Raw genomic sequence first — 26135 nt, forward strand, 5'->3', positions numbered from 1 at the left:
GGTGGCCGGAACCCGAGGCGGCCATATCTCAGGCACGGGTACGGCGGCGGGCAACCGCTGCGATTCCCAGGGCCAGCGCGGTGAGTCCGGCTCCGGCTCCGGCGACGGTCAGCCCTGCGGAGTTCGATGCCCCGGCCTCGATGCCCGTGGCAGCTCCCCCTTCCGGCATTGCTGCCATCTGGGAGGCGGCAAGGGTGCCGCAGGCGGCCGGAAGGGTTGCAGCGGCAGGCAGTGCGGGGTCCAGGTCGGACATCTTGGCCGCTGCTGCCTCAGGCATCCGCTCCGGGTCCACACCATGGACCACCACTACGGCGGAACCGTCCTTCAGCGACGCGGCGGTCTCGGGAGTCAGTTCGAGCGTCCGCTCGTAGGTGTAGGACGACCCGCCCGGGAAGCGTTCGACGGCGAGCGCTGAGTCCGCGCTGGTGTCGCCTTCAGTGGTCAGCGATGTTCCGATGTGCCCATAGAAGGGGTGGCCCTCGGTGGTGTTGACCACGCCGTCGCCGTCCGTGTCTGCGTCCGGCCCCGGGCAGGTTCCCTGGGCTGCAATGTGGATGTGCTGGGCGTGGGGAAAGGGCCCGTCCATAAATGTCTCGGCCGCTCCGGACACATTGACGGTGACGGTGGCGTCCATACCGTGTACATCGACCATGGCCTGTCCGGTAGTTCCGGAGTTGTTCATGGTGCCAAGGGTGGCCTGGCCGGACCACAAGTCGTCCCCGTGGGCAAGCGCTGGAGCGGAGGAGAGCGCCAGCGCACCCAGTGCCAGGGCTGGAACGGCAAGCAGTCGCGTCTTCGTGTTCATGGTGTGCTCCTTCTGTGACGGTGCGCACGTTTTGCGCGGATACAGCACTCATTCGGAGCAGATGATCTGCCGGATGGGTCCCCTGCCGAAATACTTTTGCGCCGGTGGCATCCGCCGGGCCTCCGGCACCGAATTAGGGGCATGCCGGATCCGGTTTCACAGAGCGAGTTGTTACCCTCCCCGTCCCGGGCCTTGTCCGGGAAGGATGAGGTGGCGCCCGCGGAGGTGGATGTGGCAGAGTTCAGAAACGCCCCGAAGCCGGGGATCCGCCGAAGGGATACCCAGTGGGAGCCGATGACCGATCCTGATACCGGCCGCAGGCAGCCCCGGGATCCGGCAGGCGCTGAGCTGCTCGTGGAGCTGATGCAGCGCAGCAGCCTGGGAGACGAAGCCGCCTTCGCAGCGCTCTACGATGCCACTTCCCCGAAGGTCTACGGTTTGGCTCTGCGAGTCACCCGCTCTCCTGAGATGGCAGCCGAAGTCACCCAGGAGGTGTACTTCATGGCCTGGCAGCAGTCGGGCAGTTTCGTCCCGGAACGCGGCACCGTGCTGGGCTGGCTGTGTACGCTGGCGCACCGGCGCGCCGTGGACAGGATTCGGCAGGTTGTGAAGGAACGGGACCGTGAAGAAGTCTATGAACGCCGCCAGAACATCACGTCACCGGACCAAACCTGGCAGGAAGTCGAAGAGGCTATGGACGTGACAGAGGTCCGTGCCGGGCTTACCGCGCTGACGCCGCTTCAACGTGAGGCTCTTGGCCTGGCCTACTATCAGGGATGCACATACCAAGAGGTCGCCCGGCAGCTTGATATCCCCCTGGGCACAGCCAAGGCACGGATCCGGGACGGCTTACGCAACCTGCGGTCGGCGTTGGGGGGACAGCCATGAACAACGGTTACACCGACGGCGCAGGCGCCGCCGATCTGCATGAGCTGGCTGCCCTGTACGCCGTGGATGCACTTGAACCTGCGGAGCGCGCGGCTTTCGAGAAGCACCTGGCCCGTTGTCCCCAGTGCCGCGAGGAGGTTGCGGGCTACGCCGAGGCCAGTGAACACCTCGCATCAGCCGCGGCGGCGGAGCCGCCCGCTGAGCTGAGGGCGTCCGTGCTTTCAGCTATCCACGGTATTAGGCCCGGGACCGATAGCCGGCTGAAAGCAGTTCCTGTCGAGGAGCCTGCAGCCCCGCCGGGTAATAGGGTTTCCTCGCTGCAGGAGCGACGGCAGCGCCGGAACCGGCGGCTGCTGGCAGCTGCTGCCGCCGCAGTGCTCATACCGGGAATCGCCGTTGCCGGCTGGAGTCTGGGAGCTGAACAGGAGCGCCAGCAGCAGGAACAGGCGGCGGCCCAGGAACAGCAACGCGAGAATCGGCTGCTGACCGCGGCTGACGTCACCGCGGAGAGTGTTGACGTCAATGGCGAGCCGGCAACGCTCGTCTACTCCAGGGAGCAGGATTCCGCCCTGTTCGTAGCCTCCGGACTGCCGGACCCGGGAACCGGCAAGGAATATCAGCTCTGGCTCCTGGATGATGGAGCTGCGCTGCCCGATGTGCGGTTCTCCGGCGGAGCAGTCCGGACCTGGCTCACGGGAGATCTTGTGCCTGCCGGCGGCGCAGCGCTGACGATCGAGCCCGAAGGCGGATCCGCCACTCCGACGTTCCCGCTGATCGCCGCCGTGGAGTTCCCTGAATCCTAGGATTGGCCTTATGTCGATGCCTGTTGCCGGTTTTTCAACGCCCGTCCCGATAGAGGGCAAAACGGTCCGTCTGGAACCGCTCTCTGCTGATCATGTTCCCGGATTGATTGAAGCCGTCCGGGACGGGGATCTGTGGAACCTCTGGTACACCCGCATTCCGACTCCGGAGGGCATGGCCGCGGAGGTCCAGTCCAGACTGCAGCAGCAGGCAGCCGGGACAATGGCGCCCTGGGCGATTCGGCGGCTGGATACCGGTGCGCTCTGCGGCATGACCACCTACATGAACATCAAGGCCGAGCACCGCCGGGTAGAGATTGGTTCCACCTGGCTTGCCGCGAGCGCCCAGCGAACCGGGATCAACGCAGAGATGAAGTACCTGCTCCTTACCCGTGCGTTCGAGGAACTGGACTGCATTGCGGTTGAATTCCGTACCCATTGGCACAACCACGCCTCCCGGGCCGCGATAGCCCGGCTGGGAGCCAAACAGGACGGGGTGCTGCGGTCCAACGAAATCTGGGTGGACGGCTCACGGCGTGATGTGGTTGTGTTTTCGATCCTGGACAGTGAGTGGTCCTCGGTACGCCTTGGCCTCAAGCACCGGATTGCTTCCGCCTAAACACGGGCAAAGCCGTTTCTAGTTCCGGCGGCCCAGTGACCAGTGGGACTTTTCCTGAAAACTCCGCCTTTTTGGGGAGGTAGAAAGAACTCCTGCTCAGTAGGCTGGTCTTGTCATGCATCGGTGGTTTCCACAACTGCCGGTAAATACGTGCATCGCAGACTTCAATGAGGGGAATCATGTCCGAGCAGCAGCCTCCGGCAAACAACTACAGCTACAACGCGTACTCAAGCAACCAGGCACCCGCAGCACCGCCTGCGCCGGTGCGCCCGAAGCAGGTTGACCTGGGATTCTGGTTGCTGATCGCCGCGGCAGTCGTCTCGGTCATCAGCATTCCCGTGACTCTTTCCTGGATGAACTCCTCTGAGTTCAAGGAAATGCTCGCGGAGACCAGCACCACGCCGATCAGCGGCTCGGAGATGGACGCCATCATCGCGGTTACTGCGGCCATCACCATCTTCTTCTCCGCCATCAGCGTGGTAATCGCACTCCTGGTTGCCTTCTTCATCCGCAAGGGGCACAACTGGGCGCGCATCGTTGCCACCGTCTTCGCGGCCCTTGGCGCGTTCGGCCTGATTAACCTGTCCACGGCCGGCGCCCTGATGACTCTCCTGACCGTGCTCAGCATCCTGCTGCCGATCGTCGCCGTCGTCATGCTGTGGATGAAGCCGTCCACCGAGTACTTCAACGCGTCGAAGGCTTTCCGCCAGTTCAGGAAGTACAACCCGGGAGCCTAACCTTCCCGAGTCTGAAGAAGGGCCGGTACCGCATACGCGGTACCGGCCCTTCTTGCCTCCCGGGTTTATCGGGACGCCGCCCGTCCGGCTGCCCGGCCGCTAAACAGGCAGCCACCCAGGAACGTTCCTTCCAGGGAGCGGTATCCGTGCATGCCTCCGCCGCCAAAGCCTGCAGCCTCCCCGGCGGCGAACAAGCCCGGAATTGGTTTACCCTCCGCATCAAGCACGCGGGAGTCAAGATCGGTTTCAAGTCCTCCCAGGGTCTTGCGCGTCAGGACGGAGAGCCGGACGGCAATCAGCGGACCGTCCCTGGGCTCCAGGATCGGCCTGGGGGCTGCGGTCCGGATTAGCCGGTCCCCCAGGTAGGCCCGTGCGCCCCGGATGGCAGTGACCTGGCCGTCCTTGCTGAATGGGTTGGCGATCTCCCGGTCGCGCGCCTGGAGTTCGTTCAGTACGGCTTCCACTGACAGAACAGGGGCGTTGCCGTCCGTGGAGGACTTGGCCAGGGCGTTCATCGCCGCCACCAGTTCCGGGACGCTGCCGGCCGTGAGGAAGTCCTCACCGTGGTCCAGGAACTTCTGGACCGGTCCGGGGATGTCTGCGGTAGCCCGGCCGAGGACACCGCGGACTGATTTGCCGGTCAGGTCGGGATTCTGCTCCGAGCCGGAAAGCGCGAATTCCTTGCGGATGATCGCCTTGTTCAATACGAACCAGCTGTAGTCATGTCCCGTGCGCCGAAGGTGCTCGAGTGTGCCCAGGGTGTCGAAGCCCGGGAAGAGCGGGACGGGCAGCCGGTTTCCGGCGGCGTCGAGCCACAGGGAGGACGGTCCCGGCAGGATCCTGATCCCATGGTTTGGCCAAACCGGATCCCAGTTCTTGATTCCCTCTACGTAGTGCCACATGCGGTCGGGGTTGATCACCCGTCCGCCTGCTGCCTGGGCAGCTTTGATCCCGTGTCCGTCCACGTGTTTGGGCACGCCGCTGAGCATTGCCCCGGGCGGCGTTCCCAGCCGTGACGGCCACGCGGACCGCACCAGGTCATGGTCCCCGCCTATCCCGCCGGTCGTGACTATTACAGCGCCGGCGGAGTACTCAAAGTCGCCCACCGTGTTCCGCTCTGCAAACCGGCCCCGCGGCGACGCCGTCGTTTCCAGGACCGATCCGCGTACGCCCGTGACCACTCCTGCGGTGCTGACCAGGGACTGCATGCGGTGATTGCAGGCCAAGCGCACCAGACCGCGTTCGACGCCGTCGCGCACCCTGGATTCAAAGGGTGCGGTGATTCCGGGACCGGTTCCCCACGTGATGTGAAACCGCGGCACGGAGTTGCCCGGTCCGGTGGCTCCGTAGCCGCCACGTTCCGCCCAGCCCACGACGGGAAAGACCCGGTGTCCCATCTGGTGCAGCCACGCCCGCTTTTCACCGGCGGCAAAGTGGACGTATGCCTCGGCCCAGCGCCGCGGCCAGTAATCCTCATCCCGGTCGAACCCGGCTGTCCCCTGCCAGTCCTGCCAGGCCAGTTCCACCGAATCCTTCACCCGCAGACGTCGCTGTTCAGGGGAGTCCACGAAGAAGAGCCCTCCGAAGGACCACCAGGCCTGCCCGCCCAGGCTCTGCTCGCCTTCCTGCTCCACCAGGATCACGGAACGCCCGGCGTCCACCAGTTCGGCCGTGGCCACCAGCCCGGCAAGCCCGGCCCCCACCACAATGACATCTGCGTCTTTTGGCTGCATCCGCTCACGCTACCGGCACTTCCGGACTCTGCCTAGGGACCATCCGGGACACCCGCCGCCCCTGTTGGGACGGACCGCAGGTTCCTAGACTTGAAAAACCGAGGCCAAAACCCAGCTATTGGAGGCACTCATGAGCACCACTCCGAATGACGAAGACCGCACGCACAACGAAAGCCCGTCTGAAGGCGGAGAAACGTCCGAGCCGGAAGCCGGCCGGGAACATTCCCAGGACGCCGCGGAGGGAGATGAGGGGCAGTCATAACAAAGGCCTCCCGTTCCCGGCGTCCTAAACGGGCGTCGGGAACGAAAGGCCTAAACGTCTTGCCTGCGGCAGGTCAGGAAGCCTTGGCCCTGCCGGTATTGCGGTTGGCCTCTGCCACGACATCGGCATCCCTGCTGTGGTCCACAACTGGTCCGGTTCCTGCGATCTCCCGCAGCTGCTCAATGCCCGCAGCCGCGGCTTCCTTGGTGGGGAACATCGCGGACACTGCCATGAGTGCTCCGTCGCCGGAAATGAGCTTAATCCGGAAAGCGCCGTCGTGGGCGTCCACCAGCTTGAAGTAGCCCGACATCTCTTACCTCCTTGTAAGGGGTACCATCAGTGCCGTTAATACTAAGCCGACTGATGGATTTTAGGACCCCCTGGACGGCAACTGTTGGCGGTCGATGCCGGATCGAGACCTAGGCACGGCAGCCCTAGTTATTCCGTGAAGTGCCGGTGGTCAGTGCCTGGAGGATTTCATCCTGTGTGGCGGGCAGCGACGTGAGCAGGGCCGCGAGCATCCGCGCCTGGGTGGGTGCCAGGTCTCCTCCCGGAATGGCACCGGCGCGCACCAGGTCCAGTCCGCCTCCCGCACCATAGGCAGGAACCACCGGACCTGCGGGCACCCGGCTGCACAGGATTACGGGGCATCCGCCGCGCACGGCGTCCTGCACCGCCTCGGCAAAACCGGCACCGGCGTTGCCGACTCCCGTGCCTGCCAGCACAACGGCGTCAGCGCCGGTATGGACTGCATGGCTGAACAGGTCCGGGGTGGTCCCCAACGCGCACACGATGATCTCCACCCGGACGTTGTCGAAGTCCTCGCCGGGCAGCGGCAGCGGGGCCGGGCGGACCGGAACGGCGGTGATGTGAAGTGCACCGGCAACGAAGTGCGCCACCTCGACGCCGCCCCCAAACGGGTTTGCTGCCACCGTATGGGTCTTGCGGATGCCGCGGGCGGACCGGATCTGACCGGCAAAGGACACGAGGACACCCGCTCCGCGCAGCCCACTGGCCGCAGCGGCGGTGACGGCCTCTTCCAAGTTCGCCGGGCCGTCTGCCATCGGGCTGTCCGCCGGACGCTGGGCTCCCGTGAAGACGACGGGTTTGCGCGAGTCATGGACCAGGTCCAGCAGAAAGGCTGTTTCTTCCATGGTGTCCGTGCCATGGGTAACTACGACGCCGTCCACCCCCTCGTCCGCCACGGCAGCCTGGACAGCCTCGGCAACCGCGCGGACCTCCGCAAGACGCAGCCGGAAACTGTTGGCATTCGTGATGTCCTGGACGGAGTAACTGTGCCGCCCGGACAGGGATGCCGTGATGTCCTCCGCGCGTCCAACCGATGCGGCGCCGTCCCGCCCCGAGTGCGACGCGATGGTTCCCCCGGTCGCCAAGATTCTGATGTGGGCCATGGAACTGCTGTCCTCTCGCCGGCAACACCACAGCCAACATATGCCCGCGGAGGACCCGTTGCCTAGGAGCTCCGGCCTTTCCGCCGGCTGCCGACGGCAAACCTGCAGCTGGACCTAGACTGGCGGCATGGCAGATACGGTCTCCGCAGAACAGCGCAGCCGGAACATGTCCCGCATCCGGTCCAAGAACACCAAACCCGAGCTCAAGGTGAGGCAGCTGCTGCACCGGGCCGGCTACCGCTTCCGGCTGCACGGTGCAGCCCGCGGGGGTGCGCTGCCCGGCAAACCGGACCTGGTTTTCGCCGGCCGGCGCAAAGTCATTTTCGTCAACGGGTGTTTCTGGCACACCCACTCATGCCCGGCGGGCACCCATGCCCCCGCGACCAACCCGGAGTTCTGGGCCGCCAAACGGGCCCGGACGGTAGCCCGCGACGCGGCTGCGCTGCAGGCACTGCGGACAGCAGGCTGGGAAGCGCTGGTGGTGTGGGAATGCGAACTGCGCAATACCAGTGCCCTGGAATATGAGCTGATCGCTTTCCTCGGACCGCCCGGCAAGCCCGTGTCCGCACCCGATGAGGCATGACCTCGTTAGACTCTTCAGACACACTGCAGCCAACCCGAGGGATACGTGATGACTGAAAGCTCCCGGCCGCTGCGCGGAGTGCTGTTCGATGTGGACGGCACACTCGTTGATTCCAATTACCTCCACACCGTCGCCTGGTGGCAGGCCTTCCGGCGGCTGGACTATGACATTCCGATGGCGAACATTCACCGGGCCATCGGCATGGGCAGGGACAAACTGATTGGGCATCTGCTCGGCAGCGACCCCGAAGCCGAGGTGGAGGAAAAACTCGACTCAAGCCACGGGGCGATCTTCTCCACCTCCTGGCCTTTCCTCCGTGCTTTCGACGGCGCCGCCGAACTCCTGCGCGCGTGCGCGTCCCGCGACCTCGCCGTCGTGCTGGCTTCTTCTGCCTCCGAACCGGAACTGCAGGCACTGCGCCGGGCAATCGATGCCGACGATGCGATCAGCAGCGCCACCAGCTCCTCCGATGCGGATGAGAGCAAACCTGCTCCGGACATCCTCCAGGCGGCGCTGGATTCCGCTGATCTGGAGGCGGAGGCGACCGTATTCGTGGGCGACTCCGTGTGGGACGTAAAGTCCGCTGCGGCTCTTGGGATCCCAACTATCGGCCTGACCTGCGGCGGTACCAGCGAAGCGGAACTGCTCGACGCCGGAGCCAAACAGGTCTGCGCCTCGCCGCGCGAGCTGCTGCAGAACCTGCAGGACAGCCTGCTTGGCCAGACCGACGCCGGCTAGCACACCCCATCCGAAAGGACTTGCTATGACCACCGAACCCACCGGTCCGGCCAACGAGGCCGAGGATCCCCTGGGCCCCAGCGCTCCGCAGCCGGAACCCACCGGCGCTCCGCGTATGCCCGGGCAGGAACAGGAATCCGCCGGAAACATCCGTGAGGCGCAGGGCACCCATGCAGCCGGAACGGTGCCGCCGGCGCATTCCGGCGATGACGACGAACCGGGAGGGCAGGCACGGCACCCCGAGGACGCCTTGAACGAACCGGACAGTGCGGACGGTTAGCCGCTCCGAACGGCCCTAGGCTAGGCCGGCACGGCGCAGGGCTTCGGCCATTGCGCTGTCCGGAGCCGCGGGCTTCCGCGGCGCGTTGCCTGTCTTGCTTCCCCTGGGTTTTGCCCCGCCCTGCTGGTTCTTGCCCTGCTGGTTCTTGCCCTGCGGTCTGGAGACAACACGGGGGCGCGGGCCGCCGGAGCTCTCCCCGGCAGCGGGCACCTCATCCTCCAGCCGCAGGGTCAGTGAGATCCTTTTGCGTTCAGGGTCCGCCTCCATGACCTTGACCTTCACCACCTGGCCGGACTTCACCACATCGCGCGGGTCTGAAACAAAGCTGGAGGACATGGCCGAGATGTGCATCAGCCCGTCCTGGTGCACGCCAATGTCCACGAAGGCGCCGAAGGCTGCCACGTTGGTAACCACGCCGTCGAGCACCATCCCCGGCCGCAGGTCGGAGATCTTCTCGATCCCCTCGGAGAAGGTTGCCGTCTGGAACGCCGGACGCGGGTCACGTCCGGGCTTGCGCAGCTCCGCCATGATGTCCAGGACCGTGGGCAGGCCGGTGGACTCGTCGACGAAGGCCGCAGGGTCAAGGCCGGAGAGATCGGCACCGGCCGGGGACATCCTGGCGTTGGCGGCGTCGAGGATGCGCCGGGCAATCCGGTAGGACTCCGGGTGCACGCTGGAGGCATCGAGCGGCTCGGTTCCTCCGGTGATGCGCAGGAATCCCGCGCACTGTTCAAAGGCCTTGGCGCCCAGGCGCGGAACCTTCTTCAGGTCTGCCCGCCTGGCAAAGGGACCGTTGGCGTTGCGGTAGGCCACAATGTTCTCGCTCAGCAGCTCACCAATGCCGGCCACCCGGCTCAGCAATGCCGGCGAGGCCGTGTTCAGGTCCACCCCCACGGCGTTGACGCAGTCTTCCACCACAGCGTCCAGGGAACGGTCCAGCTTCGCTGCGGTGACGTCGTGCTGGTACTGCCCCACACCGATCGACTTCGGATCGATCTTCACCAGTTCGGCCAGCGGGTCCTGCAGCCGGCGGCCAATCGAGACGGCGCCGCGGAGGGACACGTCCATACCCGGCAGCTCTGCGGCCGCGAGTGCCGACGCCGAGTACACGGAGGCGCCGGCCTCGGAGACGACCAGTTTTTGCAGCTTTGCCTCCGGCACCGCCAGGATAAGTTCAGCAGCCAGTTTGTCCGTTTCCCTCGACGCTGTGCCGTTGCCAATGGCCACCAGCTCCACCCGGTGTTTGCGCACCAGTGCTGCCAGCCGGGACAGTGCCTCGTCCCAGCGGCGGGCAGGAGCGTGCGGATAGACGGTGTCTGTGTCCACCACTTTCCCGGTGCCGTCCACGACGGCGACCTTCACGCCCGTGCGCAGCCCCGGGTCCAGCCCGAGGGTGGCACGGTTGCCGGCCGGAGCAGCGAGGAGGACGTCGCGCAGGTTCGCGGCGAAGACCCGGACAGCCTCGGTTTCCGCGTCCTGGAACAGGCGCACCCGCAGATCAACGGAGAGCTTGGCCAGGATCCGGCGCCAGGCCAGCTGCACGGTCTGGCGCAGCCACGGATCGGCTGCGCCACCGCGGGCAGCCACTCCCAACCGGGAAGCCACTGAATTCTCAAAGCGCTGCCGGGCTGCAGCGAGGGCATCCCCGTCCGCGGGATCGGCTTCGGCGAGCCCCAGCTCTACGATGCCTTCCTTTTCAGCACGCAGCAGGGCCAGCACCCGGTGGGACGGCATGCCCGACGGCGCCTGCGCGAAGTCGAAGTAATCGGCGTACTTTTGCCCCTCGCTTTCCTTCCCGGGGCGGACCTGCGAGCGCAGCCTTCCCTGTTTCCAGAGCTTCTCGCGCGCGTCCGTCAGCAGGTCGGCGTCCTGCCCGGCACGCTCCACCAGGATTGCGCGGGCACCGGCAAGGGCTTCGGCAGCATCCGGGACGCCCTCCCCTACATAGCGGGCGGCCTCCGTTTCCGGAACCAGGGAAGGGTTGGCGAGCAGGGCATCGGCCAGCGGTTCCAGGCCGGCTTCGCGGGCGATCTGGGCTTTGGTCCGCCGTTTGGTCTTGTAGGGCAGGTAGATGTCTTCCAGCCGGGACTTGGTGTCTGCGGCTTCAATCGCCGTACGCAGCTGGTCCGTGAGCTTGCCCTGGGACTGGATGGCTTCCAGGATGGCCCGGCGGCGGTCGCTGAGTTCGCGCAGGTACCGCAGGCGCTCGTCGAGTTCCCGCAGCTGGGTGTCGTCAAGGGTGCCGGTCGCTTCCTTGCGGTAGCGCGCAATGAAGGGAACGGTGGAGCCGCTGTCCAGCAGTTCGACGGCGGCACGCACCTGCCAGGACGCCACGCCAAGCTCGGCGGCTATCTGCGCATAGATCCGGTCGGCGCCGTCCAGCTGGGCGGAAGCGGCAGGGCTGGGCTGGGACTGGGAAGGCACGGTGAGACTCACCCGCCCAATTGTTCCTCATGACGGCCCCTTTTGCCGAGAATCCCGCACCCCCACGGATGCTGCATGCAAAGCCTTCGCTGACACATTGGCACATCATCTGCGGAACCTGGGAGCGCATGGGGTACAACATAGGAACGCCCGCTCCGCCGCAACGCCGCGCCGGAAGCCACAGTCGTAAGTCTTAATGAAGAAAGGTCGAAGATGACTCAGAGTGCTCCGGTACGTCCTTCCGCTGCCCAGGGGCAGGGGGTGAAGTCCGCCGGCCATGTCATTGTCGATTCCCTTATTGCCCATGGCGTTCAGCGCACCTATGTGGTGCCCGGAGAAAGCTTCCTTGACGTCCTGGACGGGCTGCACGAAAGTCCCATCGAGACCGTGGTGTGCCGGCACGAGGGCGGCGCGGCTTACATGGCCGAGGCTGACGGAAAAATGAACCAGCGCCCCGGCGTCGCCATGGTCACCCGCGGGCCAGGGGCGGCTAATGCGCACGTGGGACTTCATACTGCGTGGCAGGACTCCACACCCATGGTGCTTTTCGTGGGCCTCATCCCCTTCGAGCACCGGGATCGCGAAGCTTTCCAGGAATTCGACATCAAGGCCTGGTTTGATACCGGGGCCAAGCGCGTCATGGTCCTGGACCACCCCGAGCGCGCGTCCGAGATCGTGGCAGAGGCGTTCTTCTCGGCCATGAGCGGACGCCCCGGCCCCGTCGTCATCGGCCTGCCGGAAGACATCATCCGGGAAGAAATCAGCGGCGCCCTCCATCCGCCCATCCCGGTGGCCCCTGGCGGCATGACCGTAACGGACTGGAAGGCCCTGCAGGCTGCACTGAAGGACGCGGACAAGCCGTTGTTCGTCACCGGCGGCAATGACTGGACGCAGGAGGGTGCCGAAACCCTCACCCGCTGGCTGGAAGAACACCACCTTCCTGCCGCCGCGGAATGGCGCTGCGAGGGCACCGTCTCCTTCGACTCGCCGTCGTACGTTGGGCCGATCGGCTACGGCCGCCCCAAGCCCACCTACGACCTGCTCGAGGAAACCGACCTGCTGATCTTTGTGGGCACCGTCCCCGGCGATGTGATTACCGATGGTTTTGTGGTCCGGCAGGACTGGGAGAAAAAGAACTTCCTGGTCACCATCGACCCCTCGCTGCGGGGCCGCTCCGGTCCCGTGTCCTACCAGATCGTCGCCAAGCCGGATGTCTTCGTCCGGGACCTGGTGATGATGGACCTGCCGGTCAAGGACGAGTGGAAGGCGTGGACCTCCCGCATGCGGCAGGAACAGGAGAAGTTCGCTGCCCTGCCGCCGGCTGAGCCCGCCAACGGCCCCGCCCGGATGGACACCCTCATGGCCAACCTGGTGCCCAGCCTGCCGGAGGATGCGGTCATCACGCTGGGCGCCGGAGAGCACACCAACTGGGCTCACCGTTACTTCCCCACCCGCCGCTACGCCTCGATGCTCAGCGCCCGGAACGGTTCAATGGGCTATTCAGTACCTTCCGCCATCGCGGCGTCGCTGGCGGAACCCGGACGCAGGGTCGTCACGATTGCCGGTGACGGCGAGTTCATGATGAACGGGCAGGAACTTGCCACAGCGGCCCAGTACGGTGCCACACCGCTGGTGATCGTGATGGACAACCAGGAGTACGGCACCATCCGTACGCACCAGGAACGCCACTACCCTGGCCGGATCTCCGGCACCCAGCTGAAGAACCCGGACTTCGCGCTGATGGCGCAGGCGTTCGGCGGCTTTGGTGTGCGGGTGGAGAACGACGCCGATGTGCCGGCTGCCGTTGAGGCGGCGCTGAGGGCTATCGACAGCGAGAAGAAGTTCGCGCTGATCCACCTGCTCGTGGAGCAGCGGGTCAAGGCGTACTAGGCACGCGTTCCCCGGGCCCTGCTCGCCCCGGGGAACACCCGCCGGCTAGTTACCGCCGTCCCGCAGCGTGCCTGCAACCCTTTGGGTCTTCCCCTCGCCGTCCAGTCCAGTTCCGTTTACTCGTCCTCGCTGCTCAGTACCCGCCTGCGGGTACTGAGCAGCTGTACTTCTGGCCGGTATGCCACCAGCCGTTCAGCACTGTCCAGGACTTCGACGACGTGGGCCCGGTCCGCAGCCACGATCCCAATGCCGACTTCTGCGCGCCGGTGCAGGTCCAGCTGGCCCGTCTCGGCAGCGGAGACAGAGTACTTGCGCTGCAGTTCAGCAACCAGTGGGCGCACCAGTGACCGTTTTTGCTTCAGCGAATGGACATCGTCAAGCAGCAGATCGAATTCAAGCGTCCCCGTCCACATGGTGTCCATCCTCGCCGCTGATCCGGATCTGTCAACGTTCCGGTTTTCGCTTCAGGGTTCAACCGGGACCGGCGCGGTGTTAGCTTCGAAAGCATGACGGCCTCCCAGGCAGTGCGTTTCACGACCCGCAGGGAAGTACCGCATGCATAACCACGGCGACTTTCCCGCGGAGTCCCTGTTCCTGATTCCGGCGGTTGCAGCCGTCGCCGCGTACTGGGCCGGAGTGGTTTCCAAAAAGTCCGGCCAGTGGCCGCCCTGGCGGCTGGTGTGCTTTATTGCCGGAGTCCTGGCCGTGCTGCTCACCGTGCTTGAACCCCTGGCCGGATGGGCACATTCGGACTTCGGTGCGCTGGCTCTCTCCCACGTCCTGGCCGGGATGGCCGGGCCGCTGCTGATTGTGGTTTCACGCCCGGCCGATCTGGCACTGCTGACGCTCGACGACGTTCCGGCAGCACGCCTGCGCCGCGCGGTCAACGGGCCGCTGGCCAGGTTCCTCACGCACCCGGTGACGGCCACAGCGCTGGTTGCCGCCGGCATGTGGGGCATGTTCCACACCCCGCTGCTGGGTGCCATGCAGGAATCCATGCCGGTGCACTGGATGGTCACCGCCTATCTGGCGGCGACTGGCTGCCTCTTCACTGCCTCAGTCCTGGATTCGGCACCGGTCTCCCACAGTTTCCGCCTGCGTGCGGCAGCTCTGGTGACAGCTGCGGCCGTGCACGCGGGACTGGCGGCCGGGCTGCTGGTAGTTCCGCCGGAGGGAAACAGCAGCACAGCCGGCGCGCTGGTCCTGCTGGTATCCGGGCTCGCCGTGCAGGCAGTGCTGGCACTTCTCCTGCTGGGGCAGCAGCGCGGCACGGCCCCACTGCTGCCCCAGATCCGACGCGCCTGACCGGGCTACAGCACCTGCGGGAAACCGAGGTCGATTTCCGACGTCGACGGGTCGGGCCAGCGGGTGGTAACCACCTTGCCCCGGGTGTAGAAACGGATCGAATCCGGTCCGTACATGTGGGTATCCCCGAAGAGCGAGTCCTTCCATCCGCCGAAGGAGAACGATCCCACGGGCACCGGAATGGGCACGTTGACGCCCACCATGCCGGCCTCGACGTCGAACTCGAATGCCCGGGCGGCGCCGCCGTCGCGCGTAAAGATCGCGGTACCGTTGCCGTACTGGTTCTCGTTCACCAGCTGGACCGCATCGGCGTACGTCTCCACCCGGACCACGGAGAGTACCGGACCGAAGATCTCGTCGTCGTAGGCCCTCATACCCGGCTTCACATGGTCAAGCAGGCTGACGCCCAGGAAGAAGCCGCCGCCGTCGAACTGCTCGTCCCGCCCGTCGACCACCACGGTGGCGCCTTCCTCGGCCGCACCGGCGACGTAGGAGGCAACCTTGTCACGGTGCTCCGCAGTAATCAGCGGTCCCATCTGGGAGGACGGGTCGGTTCCCGGTCCAATCTTCAGGTCCACCATCCGCGAGCGCACAGCCTCCACGAGGTCATCGGCGATGCTGCCCACCGCGACCAGCACGCTCACAGCCATGCAGCGCTCCCCTGCCGAGCCGTAGGCAGCCGAGACCGCGGCGTCGGCAGCCATGTCCAGGTCCGCGTCCGGCAGCACCACCATGTGGTTCTTGGCACCGCCCAGGGCCTGCACCCGCTTTCCGTGTTCCGCTGCCCGCCGGTAGATGGTGCGGGCGATGGGGGTGGATCCCACGAAGCTGACCGCCTTCACGCCCGGGTGTTCCAGCAGCACGTCCACGGCTTCCTTGTCCCCGTGCACCACGTTGAGCACACCGTCCGGCAGGCCTGCCTCGGCGAAGAGTTCCGCAATGAACACGGACGCCGAGGGGTCCTTTTCGCTGGGCTTCAGCAGCACTGTGTTGCCGCAGGCCAGGGCGCTGCCGATCATCCACAGCGGGACCATGGCCGGGAAGTTGAACGGCGTGATGCAGGCGACCACGCCCACCGGCTGGCGGATTGAATGGACGTCGACGCCGGAGGCGACCTGTTCGGAGCGTTCGCCCTTCAGGCTCAGGGCCAGCGCCGAGGCGAACTCGATGTTCTCCAGGCCGCGGGTAATCTCGCCTTCGGCGTCGGAGAGGACCTTGCCGTGTTCGCTGGTGAGGATCGCCGCGAGCTCGGCCTTGCGTTCGGTCAGCAGCTCGCGGACCTTGAAGAAGATCGCTGTCCGGCGTGCCAGCGAGGTGGCCCGCCAGGCCGGGAGCGCTGCCTGGGCGGCCTGGATCGCTTCTTCGACGCGGGCTGCCGAGGCCAGGGCCACTTCCTTCTCCTGGCTGCCGGTAGCGGGATTGAACACCCGGCCGTACCGCTCAGCGTCGGTGACGTGTTGTCCGTTGATGACGTGGGGAATGCGCTGCATGGGTTCTCGATTCGTACGGCGCCGTTAGGGCGCGGGGACCTGGTCGGGCGTGCCGGTGAGTGAACCGTCCACGAGTTTGACGATCATGGAGCAGTCCTTGCCGGCGTGGCCGGCGTCGATCAGCCGGGAGAACAGCTGCTGGACGTGCTCACCGATCTCCAGCGGGGTGCCGGTGTCCTGCGCAGCGGCGATCGCCAGGTTGATGTCCTTGTTCGCCAGCTCGGTGGTGAAGGTCGGTTCAAAGTCATTGTTCGACGCCGCCGTGCCTACAACGCCGGGCACGGGGTACCAGGTGCGCAGCGCCCAGCTGTCCCCGGAAGAGACAGAGGCGATGTCCCAGAACACCTGCTTGTCCAGTCCGAGCCGGTCTGCAAGGACAGCCCCTTCTGCCGTCGCGGCGAGGTTGATGAAGAGCATGAGGTTGTTGCAGATCTTTGCGGCCTGCCCGGTGGTGGGTCCTCCGGTGGGAATCACATTCCCTGCCATCGGCTCAATGAACCCGGACGCATCGGCCACCGCGTCCTCGGCCCCGCCCACCATAAAGGTGAGCGTTCCGGCCTCGGCGCCGCTCATCCCGCCGGAGACCGGGGCATCGACAAACCGGAATCCCGCGGCAGCAGCGGCGTCGTGAATTACCTGTGCAGACTCGACGTCGATCGTTGAGGAGTCAACCAGAAGCGTCTCCGTGGACGCGGATGCCAGCACGCCGTCCGGCTCAAGGTACACCGCACGGGAATGCTCCCCCTTGGGAAGCATCGTGAACACGACGTCGGCGCCGGCAACTGCCTCGGCGATGCTGCCCACGGCCTGCACTCCTGCGGCTTCTGCCGCAGCCACTGCCCGGGGGCTGAGGTCGAAGCCACGGACATTGTGGCCCGCCTTCACCAGGTTCGCGGCCATCGGGGCACCCATGTTCCCCAGTCCGATCCATCCCACTTCCGCCATCGCTAAGCTCCTTTGCCTAGTTGGTGCTGCCTGAGTTGTGCTGGGTCTGTGCTGCTCTGGTGCTGCCGCGCGTCCGCCGCGGAACCAGACTGGCACCTGCGCTAGAGTGCGTTCAAGACCAGAATCCACAGACCCTATGTGCAGCCGTGCACAGCTGTGGGAGGAGGAAGCATCCTGGACACCGCCGGCCGCCTGCCCAGTCCCGACGATTTGCTGATCCTCCTCACCGTGGCGAGGCTGGGCCGCTTCACCGCCGTGGCCGAAACCCTCGGAACCACGCACACCACCGTTTCGCGGCGGATCATCGCCCTGGAGAAACAGCTGGGCGGAAGAACACTCTCCCGCACGCCCCGCGGCTGGGAACTGACGGCGCTTGGAGCCGAGGCGGTCCGGGCAGCCGAAGCCATCGAGGAGAGCCTGGGCGCGCTGCGCTGCACACTGGCCAAGGACGCTGACCCGCTGGCAGGAGTTGTGCGGATCAGTACCGTGGACGGGTTCGGCGCCGAGTTCGTGACCCCGGCACTGGTCCGGCTTCAGGCCTCGCATCCGAACATCAGCGTGGAAATGTTCTCAGCTACCCGGAAGGTCAGCCAGAACCGCTCCGGCGTTGACCTGGAGGTGGTGGTTGGCCACACCGATGTCAGGACCGCCCAGGCGATCCTGCTGGGCCACTATGTCCTGCGGCTCTACGCCGCTCCAGGCTACCTCCAGCGCCACGGAACCCCGCATGTACCGGCGGACCTGGCCAAACACTGTTTTGTCTCCTACGTCGAATCCGCCCTCCTCGTCGAGGAACTCGGCCACCGTTCCACCGGGCTGCCCGAACCTCGTTCCAGTTTCCAGGCCACCAGCATCTTCGCCCAGGTCGAAGCGGTGCGCCGGGAAGCCGGCGTTGGGCTGCTGCCGAACTTCATGGTGGCTGGCCGGGACGGTTTTGTTCCCGTGCTGGCGGAATCCTTTGAACGCCGCCTGCCCATCTGGGCCGTGGCCCGCCCGGAGGCCCTGCGTTCCCGGCGGGTGCAGGCAGTCATTGAAGCCGTCCACGCAGAAGCCGCTGACCGTCAGGAGCATCTGGACTTCTGACGGGCAGCGGCTTTTGCGTGCAGCCTACTTGTCGGCCGGCGTCTGGCTGGGCTTTTCCTCTGCAGCCTTGGACGCGGCCAGCAGGTCTGCCGTGCCCTTCGCGTCGGCGGCATCGACGTCGTGCAGTGAGATGCCGTTGGTTTCCCGCAGCACCAGGACTGATATCGCCGTCACAATGCAGGCGCCAAGCAGGTACAGCGCCACCGGGGTGGACGAGTCGTACCGGGCCAGCAGGGAGGTCGCGATGATCGGCGCCAGCGACCCGGCGACGATCGAGGTGACCTGGTAGCCCAGCGAAACCCCGGAGTAACGCATCCGGGTGGGGAACATTTCGGCCATGATGGACGGCTGCCCGGCGTACATCAGGGCGTGGAACAGCAGTCCGATGGTGACGGCCGAGAGGATCATCAGGTCGTTTGCCGTATCCATCATGGGGAAGGCGAAGAAACCCCACGTTGCGCCGAGGACAGCACCGGCAAGGTATACCGGCCGCCGGCCCAGCGCATCGGACATCTTTCCTGCCACCGGAACTGCACAGAAGTGGATAAAGTGTGCAATCAGCAGCAGCAGGAGGATGCGCGAGGTGTCCGTTTCCACCACTGTCCTCAGATACGTGATGGAGAACGTGACCACCAGGTAGTAGAGGATGTTCTCCGCGAAACGCAGGCCCATGGCGGTGAATACACCGCGCGGGTAGCGGCGGAAGACTTCCATGACGCCGTAGCCCTTCGCCTCGGTTTCGACCTCTTTCTGTGCTTCGAGGAAGATCGGTGCGTCGGAGACCTTGGTGCGGATGTAGTAGCCCACCAGCACAATCACTGCCGAGAGCCAGAACGCCACGCGCCAGCCCCAGCCCAGGAAGGCCTCATCGGTGAGGGTGGCGGAGAGCAGGAACAGCACACCGGTGGCCAGCAGGTTGCCCATGGGAACCGCTGACTGCGGCCAGCTGGACCAGAAACCGCGGGATTTGTTCGGGCTGTGCTCTGCAACCAGCAGCACGGCTCCGCCCCATTCCCCGCCCACGGCAAAGCCCTGGACAAAGCGCAGCGCCACCAGCATGGCCGGAGCCCAGTAGCCAATCGAGTCGAAGCCGGGCAGGCAGCCCATCAGGAAGGTGGAGACGCCCACCAGGATGATGCTTAGCTGCAGCAGCTTCTTCCGGCCGAACTTGTCACCGAAGTGGCCGAAGACGATTCCGCCCACCGGGCGGGCAACGAACCCGACGGCGTAGGTCACGAAGGCGGCAATGATGCCGTCCAGTTCGGTGTTGGCGTTGGGGAAGAACAGCCGCGCAAAGACCAGCGTCGATGCCGCTGCGTAGAGGAAGAATTCGTACCATTCAACGACTGTTCCGGCCATGGAGGCCACGACGACCTTGCGCAGGCCCTCCGGCACCGGCGCCTTCTGGCGTGCGGTCCGCCTGGGATTATCAGTGCTCATCCATTCTCTCCTTTGGTGTCCACGTTGACACTGCGGCCTCAACCGGGCACAAAGGCATCCGGCGGAGTAAGGAAGAGTATGGTGCCCGCGGTGACCTCGCTCAATCGCCAATCCCGCATGGCGTATCTGCACAAATGCACAGGCCATTGTGTTCCAGCACGGTTTCAGACCCCGGACACACCGGGTACGCCACGCGGTGCCATTGTGCCCGGAAGGTAGTTCACCTAACAATGGAGGATGACAGTTACGCTCAGATCACTGGAAACTGCTGTCCCTTCTACTGTCCTGGTTCAGAACCAGGTCCGCGATGTTTTCGCCGCGCAGCCGGGACTCACCCGGCTGGGCACCCGCCTTGTGAACACCTGCTTCAATTCCGCTGCCATTGACACCCGCCGCACGGCACTGGAGGAGCTGACTCTCTCCTCCACGGCTGAAAACCCGCAGTTCTTCGATCCGAAGACCGGACTGCTGCTGATGCCCTCCACCAAGACCCGCAACGACATTTTTGCCACCGAAGCCACCAAACTCTTTATTGAAGCCGGCCGCAAGGCCGTCGAGAACTGCCCCGGCATCACTGCCGCGGATGTCACCCACGTCATCACGGTTTCCTGCACCGGGTTCTTCAATCCCGGCCCTGACTACAAACTGGTACGTGCCCTGGGCCTGAACCCGTCGGTGCAGCGTTACCACCTCGGGTTCATGGGCTGCTACGCGGCTTTCCCGGCAATGCGCGCAGCGAAGTCCTTCTGCGACGCCGACCCCAACGCCGTGGTACTGGTTGTCAGCGCAGAACTCTGCTCCCTGCATGTCCGCTCCTCCAACGACCCTGACATCATCATGGGTTCCTCCCTGTTCGCCGACGGCGCCGCCGCCGCGGTCATCACCGCTCGCGACCTTCCCGGTGAGAGCCCGGCAATCGTCCTGGACCACTTTGAAACCACACTGACGCCGGTCGGTGAGGAATCGATGGCCTGGAACATTGGCGACCACGGTTTCGAAATGGTGCTGGGCACCTATGTTCCCCACATCATTGACGACCACATTGTCGGCGCCCTTGAACCGCTGCTGGCCCGGGATCCCTCCCTGGCCCCGCTGGCGTACAACGACATTGAGCACTGGGCCATCCATCCCGGCGGCCGCAGCATCCTGGACAAGGTGGAAGCAAAACTGGAGCTCAGCGAAGAGCAGCTGGTGCCCGCGCGGGAAACCCTCCGGGACTTCGGCAACATGAGCTCCGCTACCGTCATGTTCGTGCTCAAGCACATCCTGGACCAGCCGTTCAACGGGGGCAACGAGCGGATCTGCTCCATGGCCTTTGGCCCGGGCCTGACGGTCGAAACGGGGCTGTTCACGCGTGTGCCCGGAACGGCAGCGGCAGCCGAGGAACACACCCTGGCTGCTGAGCCGGTTCCCGCGCCAGTCGGATAATCCGGTGAGCCTGCTGAACACCGAAACACCGCCGTTCCTGCCGCCGGACCTGAGCCGGCGGGCAGTGAACGCAGCAGAGCAGATGGACAGCCCCGACTGCGACCTGGCCCGGCTGGAACGCACCTATGCCCAGTTCCCGGTGATCAACGCCGTCGTGTCCGGCTGGCGCCGCAACTACCGGCGGTATGTGCGCCCGGTCCTGGCCGTGAAGGGCGGGGGCACGGTCCTGGATATCGGAGCAGGCGGCGGGGACCTGGCCCGTGCGCTGGCGCGCTGGGCCCGCCGGGACGGACTCGCCGTACAGGTCACGGGCATCGATCCCGATGAACGTGCCCACGCCTATGCCTCGCGGCGGCCGGTGCCCGGCCTGTCCTTCCGCGCCGCGCTCAGTTCCGACCTGGCGGCGGAAGGTGCGGTGTTCGACGTCGTGCTCTCCAACCACGTGCTTCACCACCTCGATGATGCGGCGTTCCGGGGCCTGCTCGCCGATTCGGAGAAACTCGCCGGGTCACTGGCCCTGCACAGCGACATTGAGCGCAGCCGGTGGGGCTACGCATTGTTTTCGGCGGGCACCCTTCCGTTCTTCCACGGGTCCTTCATCCGTGAGGACGGCCTGACCTCGATCCGGCGCAGCTATACCGCCGGGGAACTGGCTGCGGTTGCGCCCGCCGGGTGGGAAACCCGGCAGCAGCGCCCGTGGCAGAACCTGCTGCTGTACCGGAGCGGCCGGTGATGGCTGCTTCCGGTCACGGGGACCTGCGGGACGTTGACGTCGCAGTTGTGGGCGGCGGCCCGGTGGGACTGGTACTGGCCATCCTGGCGCTGCAGGACGGGCTGCGGGTGCGGGTGCTGGAACGGCGGACGGAGCGCAGCTCCCATTCCCGGGCCATCGGCATCCATCCCCCCGGCATGGCTGCGCTGGAAGCAACCGGAGTCGCCGGGCAGCTCGCAGCCGAAGGGGTGCAGATCCGCCGCGGGGCAGCCCGGACCCGGGACCGGGACCTGATCTCCATCAGCTTCAGCAAGACCTCCACTGCCTATCCCTATGTCGTGGCGCTGCCGCAGGAACGCACCGAGACGGTGCTCGAGGCCAGGCTGCGGGAGCTGGACCCGGATGCGCTGCAGCGAGGGCACCAGGTCACGGGGCTGAGGGACGACGGCGCCGGGGTCACGCTCACCGGTGCCGGCCCGGGCGGAGAATTCTCCCTTCGCGCTTCCTGGGTAGTTGCCGCCGACGGCGCCCGCTCCCCTGTCCGGGGGCTGCTGGGGATCGAAGCCACGGGCACCCTGCTGCGGGATTCCTATCTCATGGGTGATTTCCCGGACACCACGGGAGACGGGCCGGTGGGCGTCCTGTACCTGGAACCGGAGGGAATTGTGGAGTCCTTCCCGCTTCCCGGCGGAAAACGCCGCTGGGTAGCGCACACCCGGACGCTTCTGTCTGACGCCGATGCCAAGGACCTGGCAACAATCGTGGCCGCCCGCACCGGGAAGAAACCCGATGCCGGTGCCAGCACCATGCTCAGTGCCTTTTCAGTGCGGACAACCGCCCTGCGGCAGCTGGTGCACGGCCGGACGGTGCTGATTGGCGACGCCGCCCACGAGGTCAGTCCAATCGGAGGGCAGGGCATGACGCTGGGCTGGCTGGACGCTGCAGAGCTGGCGCCGCTGCTCAGCGCTGCCGTGGGCGGGGCCGACGTAACCCGGCAGCTGGCTGCCTTTGACCTGCGGCGCCGGCGGGCCGCCGTCGTCGCTTCCGCCCAGGCCCGCCTGAACATGGCACTCGGGCGTCCGCTGCCGCCGCGGCTGATGCAGGCGCGCAATGCCGGGCTGGCGCGCCTGTTCCGGTCCCGGCGCCTGGCCGGCCTGGTGGCAAAGCGCTTCACCATGCAGTAGCCGGGCGGTGCTCCTAGTGGCCGCCGCGGTCCAGGGTCACGGTGCGCAGATCCAGGCGCCGCAGCACCCTGTCCACTGCCTCCGGGTCCATTCCGGACTGGTTGCGGGCAGCCAGCACTTCCTTCCGGGCCGCTGCAAGCGCTTCACGCTGTACGGCATCCATGATCTCCAGGGTGGCTTTGAGCTGGAGCATCTTCTGCGGATCGGCTTCGGAGTCACGTTCCAGGATGGAGTGCAGGGAGGACATCCGGCGGGCCAGCGCGGCACGGCGTTCAGGCGGCAGTTTGTCTCCCGCCTTGGACCGTTTCATGGTCTCCATGGCCACCCGTTCAGCCCGCCGTGCGAGTTCGCGTTCCTGCCGGGCAACAGCTCCGTGGTCGCTGGGCAGTTTAAGCCGGCGCATGAGCCACGGCAGGGTGAGGCCGGGCAGCACCAGGGTGACCAGCAGGACGGATCCGGCTGCGATGATCATGAAGTTCCGGCCGGGAAGGGGCTCCCCCGCGAGTGTGGTGGACGGCAGTGCCAGCGCCAGCGCCAGCGTCGCCAGTCCGCGCATGCCGCACCAGGTAAGCACCAGGACTTCCTTGGCCGAACCCGGCACCCGGTTGCGCCGTTCTGTCCCGCCGAACCGGTACAGGCAGTACATCCACAGGAAACGGACGAGCACTACGGCAGCACATACGGCTGCGACGCCGGGAATGTAACCGAAGATCTCGCGGCCCTCGTCTTCGATGACGTACCGCATTTCGATGCCCACCAGGCCAAAGGCAACACCGGTGGTCAGCAGCTCGACGACTTCCCAAAACGCCGTACGGGTGAGCCGCTCTTCCGAGTCCTGCGGCCGGGCGCGGCGGCCCAGTTCCAGTGCCGTGACCACAACCGCGACCACACCGGAGAAGTGCAGCTCCTCGGCCAGGACATACACCGCGTAGGGCGCCACCAGCGTGACTGCGGACCGCGCCACCAGGTTGGGCACAAAGCGGTTCAGCGCACCGACCAGCCAGCCCATTCCCAGCCCAAGGACGACGGCGCCGGCAGCTCCGATGAGGAAACTCGGAACAATGGACCAGCCCACGTCCCCGCCGCTCACCGCAGCGGCCACGGCCGCCTGGAAGATCACGATCGCTATGGCGTCGTTGAAGAGGCCTTCAGTCTGCAGGACGGTAATGAGCCTGCGGGGCATGTTCACCTTGCCGGCCACGGCTTCGACGGCCACGGGGTCCGGAGGGGCAACGATTGCCCCAAGCGCTATCGCGGCCGGCAGGCCCAGCGCGGGGACAATGGCCCACGAGACTCCGGCAACCACTCCCACCGTTACTGCCACCAGCGCGACCGCCAACAGCACCAGGGAGCGCCAGCGGAGCCGGAATACGGACCAGGAGCTGCGCTGGGCTGCGGCGTAGAGCAGCGGGGGAAGGAACAGGGGCAGGATCAGTTCCGGGTCGATATGGATTTCCGGAATGACCGGCAGGAAAGCGAACAGCGCAGAGAAGATCAGCATCAGCACCGGATAGGGCAGGCGGATGCGTTCGCCGATCCCCACCACCAGCACCGTGCCAAAGAGCAGTCCGATAAGCATGATCAGGAATTCCATGCCTGGAATCCTCTCCTGGCAGCACGCGGCTGCCTAGTCCGGCCGGGTTTCGTCACGGAACCTCCCAGGTTTAGTTGCCTAATAGAACTTTAACCCAGCACTCTGGGAGATTTCCGAAGTTACGGCGCCAGGTGGGTGGGGGCGAAGAGGCGCAGCACCGTCTGGACAACCACGACGTTCGGACCTTCCTGCGCGAACGACTCCTCCAGGGCTTCCCGTACCCCTCCTGGTTCTGCACGCCGCGCCGGAATCCCGAAGGACTCGGCCAGCTTCACGAAATCCGGCCCGGCCAGCTCCGTGGCGGTGGCTTTCCCGAACGCGTCCACCATGTACTCACGCAGCACCCCGTAGCCGCCGTCGTCAACAATCAGCCAGGTGACCGGGGCGCCGTGCTGGCGGGCAGTGGCGAGTTCGGAAATCGAATACATCGCCGATCCGTCGCCGGATACGGCGAGCACCCGTTCACCGGTTCCCACAGCGGCACCGAGGGCTGCGGGATAGCCAAAGCCGAGCCCGCCCGCACCCTGGGCGGAGTGGAACGCGCCGGTCTTGGTGTCCCAGCAGCTCCATGCCCAGTACGCGGCAATTGTCATGTCCCAAAAGGTCTGCATGTCCGCCGGAACCGCCTCGCGGATGTCTGCCATGAACTTGCGCTCCGGCGCCAGGTCCTGGGCATCGAGCCGGTCAGAAATCCTTGCCAGGGTGTCCGCGGTGATCTCTTCGGCGCTTTGCCCGTGCCAGTCCGGAGCCGTGGCCGGCACCGGCAGCGCGGCGTCGAGCGCAGCCAGTGCCTGTCCGGCATCTGCCCGGATTCCGAGCGCCGGCCCATTGGACTCAAGGACCCGAGGCTCGGCATCGATCTGGATGATGCGCCCGCGCGGCGCGAAGGTGAAGTAGTTGGAGGTGATCTCCCCCAGCGAGGAACCCACCACCAGCAGGACGTCCGCGTCTTCAAGCAGGTCAGTGGCCCACCGGTCCTCCACCCAGGACTGCAGGGACAGCGGATGGTTCCAGGGGAAGGCTCCCTTGCCGCCCGGGGTGCAGATCACCGGCGCACGGAGCTTCTCGGCCAGGGACAGCAGCGATTCTTCGCCCCGGCCGCGCCGGGTGCCTCCGCCGGCGATGACTGCCGGACGGCGGGCGCCGGCCAGCCACTTCACCGCTTCAGTGACAAGTTCACTGCGGGGCGGATTGTCGAACGGTTCGGCGAGCGCGTCCTCCACTGCCGGCACCACGACCGGGGCCAGCAGGACGTTCTGCGGCACCTCGATCCAGACCGGCCCCATGGGTGCGGAGATAGCTTCGGTCCAGGCGTCCTGGATAGCCGACGGAATGCCCGAGGCATGCTGGATGAGGCGCTGGCTCTTGGTGACGTTGGCCGCCGAGGCTTTCTGGTCATCCAGCTGGTGAAGCATTCCCCGCCGCCGCGCTCCGAGGCCTTCGATCGGGATCTGGCTGGCAACCACGATCATGGGCACCCCGGTGGCATAGGCTTCCTGCAGCCCGGCCAGCGACGTGAGGGCACCCGGGCCCGTTGAAAGGAAGAGCACACCCACCTTGCCCGTAGCGCGGGTGAACCCGTCGGCGGCAAAGGCTGCATTGTTTTCGACCCGCGAGGAGACGAATTCAAGGGTGGAGCGGGAAAGCGCATCGAACAGTCCCAGGGCATGCTGGCCCGGAATGCCGAACACCGTGGTGGCGCCCAGCGCTTCCAGGGTCTCCACCACCAGGTCGCCGCCGTTGCGGACCACGCCGTCGGCCACGGTGCTGCCGGCACCCATAC

Annotated in this window: 25 protein-coding genes; 14 read left to right on the forward strand and 11 right to left on the reverse strand. The window is 66.0% G+C overall.

The features are described from left to right. Window positions 1-28 precede the first annotated feature (28 nt). The gene (locus tag FYJ28_RS07050) at window positions 29-805 is read right to left on the reverse strand and encodes a hypothetical protein (protein WP_154578754.1); all 777 of its coding nucleotides are present in this window, start codon (window positions 803-805) and stop codon (window positions 29-31) included. 294 nt (window positions 806-1099) lie between these two features. On the opposite strand from FYJ28_RS07050, the gene FYJ28_RS07055 reads away from it, so the two are divergent. The 4 genes from FYJ28_RS07055 to FYJ28_RS07070 all read left to right on the forward strand — a co-directional run bounded on the left by FYJ28_RS07055 (window position 1100) and on the right by FYJ28_RS07070 (window position 3849). Beyond that, window positions 1100-1693, forward strand: coding sequence for a sigma-70 family RNA polymerase sigma factor (locus FYJ28_RS07055; protein WP_055240102.1), 594 nt, complete (start codon window positions 1100-1102; stop codon window positions 1691-1693). Then, on the forward strand, window positions 1690-2496 hold the full coding sequence (locus tag FYJ28_RS07060; RefSeq protein WP_154578755.1) for an anti-sigma factor domain-containing protein: 807 nt from the start codon (window positions 1690-1692) through the stop codon (window positions 2494-2496). The genes FYJ28_RS07055 and FYJ28_RS07060 overlap by 4 nt, the downstream gene beginning before the upstream one ends. Before the next feature lie 10 nt (window positions 2497-2506). Next, window positions 2507-3112 carry a GNAT family N-acetyltransferase gene (locus FYJ28_RS07065; RefSeq protein WP_442778577.1) on the forward strand — a complete coding sequence of 202 codons (606 nt, stop codon included), beginning with the start codon at window positions 2507-2509 and terminating at the stop codon, window positions 3110-3112. A 179-nt stretch (window positions 3113-3291) separates the two neighbouring features. Then, a complete protein-coding gene (locus FYJ28_RS07070; RefSeq protein WP_154578756.1) occupies window positions 3292-3849 on the forward strand; it encodes a hypothetical protein in 558 nt (185 codons plus the stop codon). A 65-nt stretch (window positions 3850-3914) separates the two neighbouring features. On the opposite strand, the gene FYJ28_RS07075 is transcribed toward FYJ28_RS07070, so the two are convergent. Continuing rightward, complete coding sequence (locus tag FYJ28_RS07075; RefSeq protein ID WP_154578757.1) at window positions 3915-5582, reverse strand: FAD-binding dehydrogenase; 1668 nt, start codon at window positions 5580-5582, stop codon at window positions 3915-3917. Window positions 5583-5712: 130 nt separating this feature from the next. Between FYJ28_RS07075 and FYJ28_RS17530 the strand changes: the two genes are divergently transcribed. Continuing rightward, window positions 5713-5844, forward strand: coding sequence for a hypothetical protein (locus tag FYJ28_RS17530; RefSeq protein ID WP_268234988.1), 132 nt, complete (start codon window positions 5713-5715; stop codon window positions 5842-5844). Window positions 5845-5917: 73 nt separating this feature from the next. On the opposite strand, the gene FYJ28_RS07080 is transcribed toward FYJ28_RS17530, so the two are convergent. Both FYJ28_RS07080 and FYJ28_RS07085 read right to left on the reverse strand, forming a co-directional pair. Further along, on the reverse strand, window positions 5918-6154 hold the full coding sequence (locus tag FYJ28_RS07080) for a YegP family protein (RefSeq protein WP_055239963.1): 237 nt from the start codon (window positions 6152-6154) through the stop codon (window positions 5918-5920). A gap of 124 nt (window positions 6155-6278) precedes the next feature. Next, window positions 6279-7256 carry an asparaginase gene (locus FYJ28_RS07085; RefSeq protein WP_154578758.1) on the reverse strand — a complete coding sequence of 326 codons (978 nt, stop codon included), beginning with the start codon at window positions 7254-7256 and terminating at the stop codon, window positions 6279-6281. 127 nt (window positions 7257-7383) lie between these two features. On the opposite strand from FYJ28_RS07085, the gene FYJ28_RS07090 reads away from it, so the two are divergent. From FYJ28_RS07090 to FYJ28_RS07100, 3 genes are read left to right on the forward strand one after another with little or no spacing between them, the layout of a single operon-like run. Then, complete coding sequence (locus FYJ28_RS07090) at window positions 7384-7839, forward strand: very short patch repair endonuclease (RefSeq protein ID WP_154578759.1); 456 nt, start codon at window positions 7384-7386, stop codon at window positions 7837-7839. 48 nt (window positions 7840-7887) lie between these two features. Then, window positions 7888-8577, forward strand: a complete 690-nt coding sequence (locus FYJ28_RS07095) for an HAD family hydrolase (RefSeq protein ID WP_154578760.1) — start codon at window positions 7888-7890, stop codon at window positions 8575-8577. A gap of 25 nt (window positions 8578-8602) precedes the next feature. Then, the gene (locus FYJ28_RS07100; protein ID WP_154578761.1) at window positions 8603-8857 is read left to right on the forward strand and encodes a hypothetical protein; all 255 of its coding nucleotides are present in this window, start codon (window positions 8603-8605) and stop codon (window positions 8855-8857) included. Between the two features lie 15 nt (window positions 8858-8872). Here the strand turns inward: FYJ28_RS07100 and FYJ28_RS07105 are convergent, their stop codons facing one another. Further along, window positions 8873-11281: a Tex family protein gene (locus tag FYJ28_RS07105; protein WP_326831582.1), complete on the reverse strand. Its 2409-nt coding sequence runs from the start codon at window positions 11279-11281 to the stop codon at window positions 8873-8875. A gap of 213 nt (window positions 11282-11494) precedes the next feature. Between FYJ28_RS07105 and FYJ28_RS07110 the strand changes: the two genes are divergently transcribed. Continuing rightward, window positions 11495-13171 carry a thiamine pyrophosphate-dependent enzyme gene (locus FYJ28_RS07110; RefSeq protein ID WP_154578762.1) on the forward strand — a complete coding sequence of 559 codons (1677 nt, stop codon included), beginning with the start codon at window positions 11495-11497 and terminating at the stop codon, window positions 13169-13171. 116 nt (window positions 13172-13287) lie between these two features. On the opposite strand, the gene FYJ28_RS07115 is transcribed toward FYJ28_RS07110, so the two are convergent. Further along, window positions 13288-13584 (reverse strand): DUF503 domain-containing protein, encoded by a 297-nt coding sequence (locus FYJ28_RS07115; protein ID WP_055240099.1) that lies wholly within the window; start codon window positions 13582-13584, stop codon window positions 13288-13290. A 142-nt stretch (window positions 13585-13726) separates the two neighbouring features. Here FYJ28_RS07115 and FYJ28_RS07120 point away from each other — a divergent pair, with 142 nt between their 5' ends. Continuing rightward, complete coding sequence (locus tag FYJ28_RS07120; RefSeq protein WP_055239954.1) at window positions 13727-14476, forward strand: cytochrome c oxidase assembly protein; 750 nt, start codon at window positions 13727-13729, stop codon at window positions 14474-14476. Window positions 14477-14481: 5 nt separating this feature from the next. Here FYJ28_RS07120 and FYJ28_RS07125 read toward each other — a convergent pair whose 3' ends face one another. Beyond that, complete coding sequence (locus FYJ28_RS07125) at window positions 14482-15966, reverse strand: CoA-acylating methylmalonate-semialdehyde dehydrogenase (protein WP_055239953.1); 1485 nt, start codon at window positions 15964-15966, stop codon at window positions 14482-14484. 24 nt (window positions 15967-15990) lie between these two features. Continuing rightward, the gene (gene mmsB / locus FYJ28_RS07130; protein ID WP_154578763.1) at window positions 15991-16911 is read right to left on the reverse strand and encodes a 3-hydroxyisobutyrate dehydrogenase; all 921 of its coding nucleotides are present in this window, start codon (window positions 16909-16911) and stop codon (window positions 15991-15993) included. A 156-nt stretch (window positions 16912-17067) separates the two neighbouring features. On the opposite strand from mmsB, the gene FYJ28_RS07135 reads away from it, so the two are divergent. After that, entirely contained in the window at window positions 17068-17994 is a 927-nt protein-coding gene (locus FYJ28_RS07135) for a LysR family transcriptional regulator (protein WP_326831570.1), read from the forward strand. A gap of 24 nt (window positions 17995-18018) precedes the next feature. On the opposite strand, the gene FYJ28_RS07140 is transcribed toward FYJ28_RS07135, so the two are convergent. Beyond that, entirely contained in the window at window positions 18019-19434 is a 1416-nt protein-coding gene (locus FYJ28_RS07140; RefSeq protein ID WP_055239951.1) for an MFS transporter, read from the reverse strand. A 237-nt stretch (window positions 19435-19671) separates the two neighbouring features. On the opposite strand from FYJ28_RS07140, the gene FYJ28_RS07145 reads away from it, so the two are divergent. Genes FYJ28_RS07145 through FYJ28_RS07155 form a run of 3 tightly spaced genes read left to right on the forward strand, consistent with a single transcriptional unit; the run spans window position 19672 to window position 22758 of the window. Continuing rightward, entirely contained in the window at window positions 19672-20862 is a 1191-nt protein-coding gene (locus FYJ28_RS07145; protein ID WP_154578764.1) for a type III polyketide synthase, read from the forward strand. 4 nt (window positions 20863-20866) lie between these two features. Next, the gene (locus FYJ28_RS07150) at window positions 20867-21595 is read left to right on the forward strand and encodes a class I SAM-dependent methyltransferase (RefSeq protein WP_326831571.1); all 729 of its coding nucleotides are present in this window, start codon (window positions 20867-20869) and stop codon (window positions 21593-21595) included. Then, a complete protein-coding gene (locus FYJ28_RS07155) occupies window positions 21559-22758 on the forward strand; it encodes an FAD-dependent oxidoreductase (protein ID WP_326831572.1) in 1200 nt (399 codons plus the stop codon). Before FYJ28_RS07150 ends, FYJ28_RS07155 begins: the two co-directional genes overlap by 37 nt. Before the next feature lie 13 nt (window positions 22759-22771). Here the strand turns inward: FYJ28_RS07155 and FYJ28_RS07160 are convergent, their stop codons facing one another. Next, the gene (locus tag FYJ28_RS07160) at window positions 22772-24352 is read right to left on the reverse strand and encodes a Na+/H+ antiporter (protein WP_154578765.1); all 1581 of its coding nucleotides are present in this window, start codon (window positions 24350-24352) and stop codon (window positions 22772-22774) included. A gap of 119 nt (window positions 24353-24471) precedes the next feature. After that, window positions 24472-26133 (reverse strand): thiamine pyrophosphate-binding protein, encoded by a 1662-nt coding sequence (locus FYJ28_RS07165; RefSeq protein WP_154578862.1) that lies wholly within the window; start codon window positions 26131-26133, stop codon window positions 24472-24474. Window positions 26134-26135: the final 2 nt, after the last annotated feature.

Source organism: Arthrobacter sp. BL-252-APC-1A (assembly GCF_009696625.1).
Taxonomy (GTDB): domain Bacteria; phylum Actinomycetota; class Actinomycetes; order Actinomycetales; family Micrococcaceae; genus Arthrobacter_B.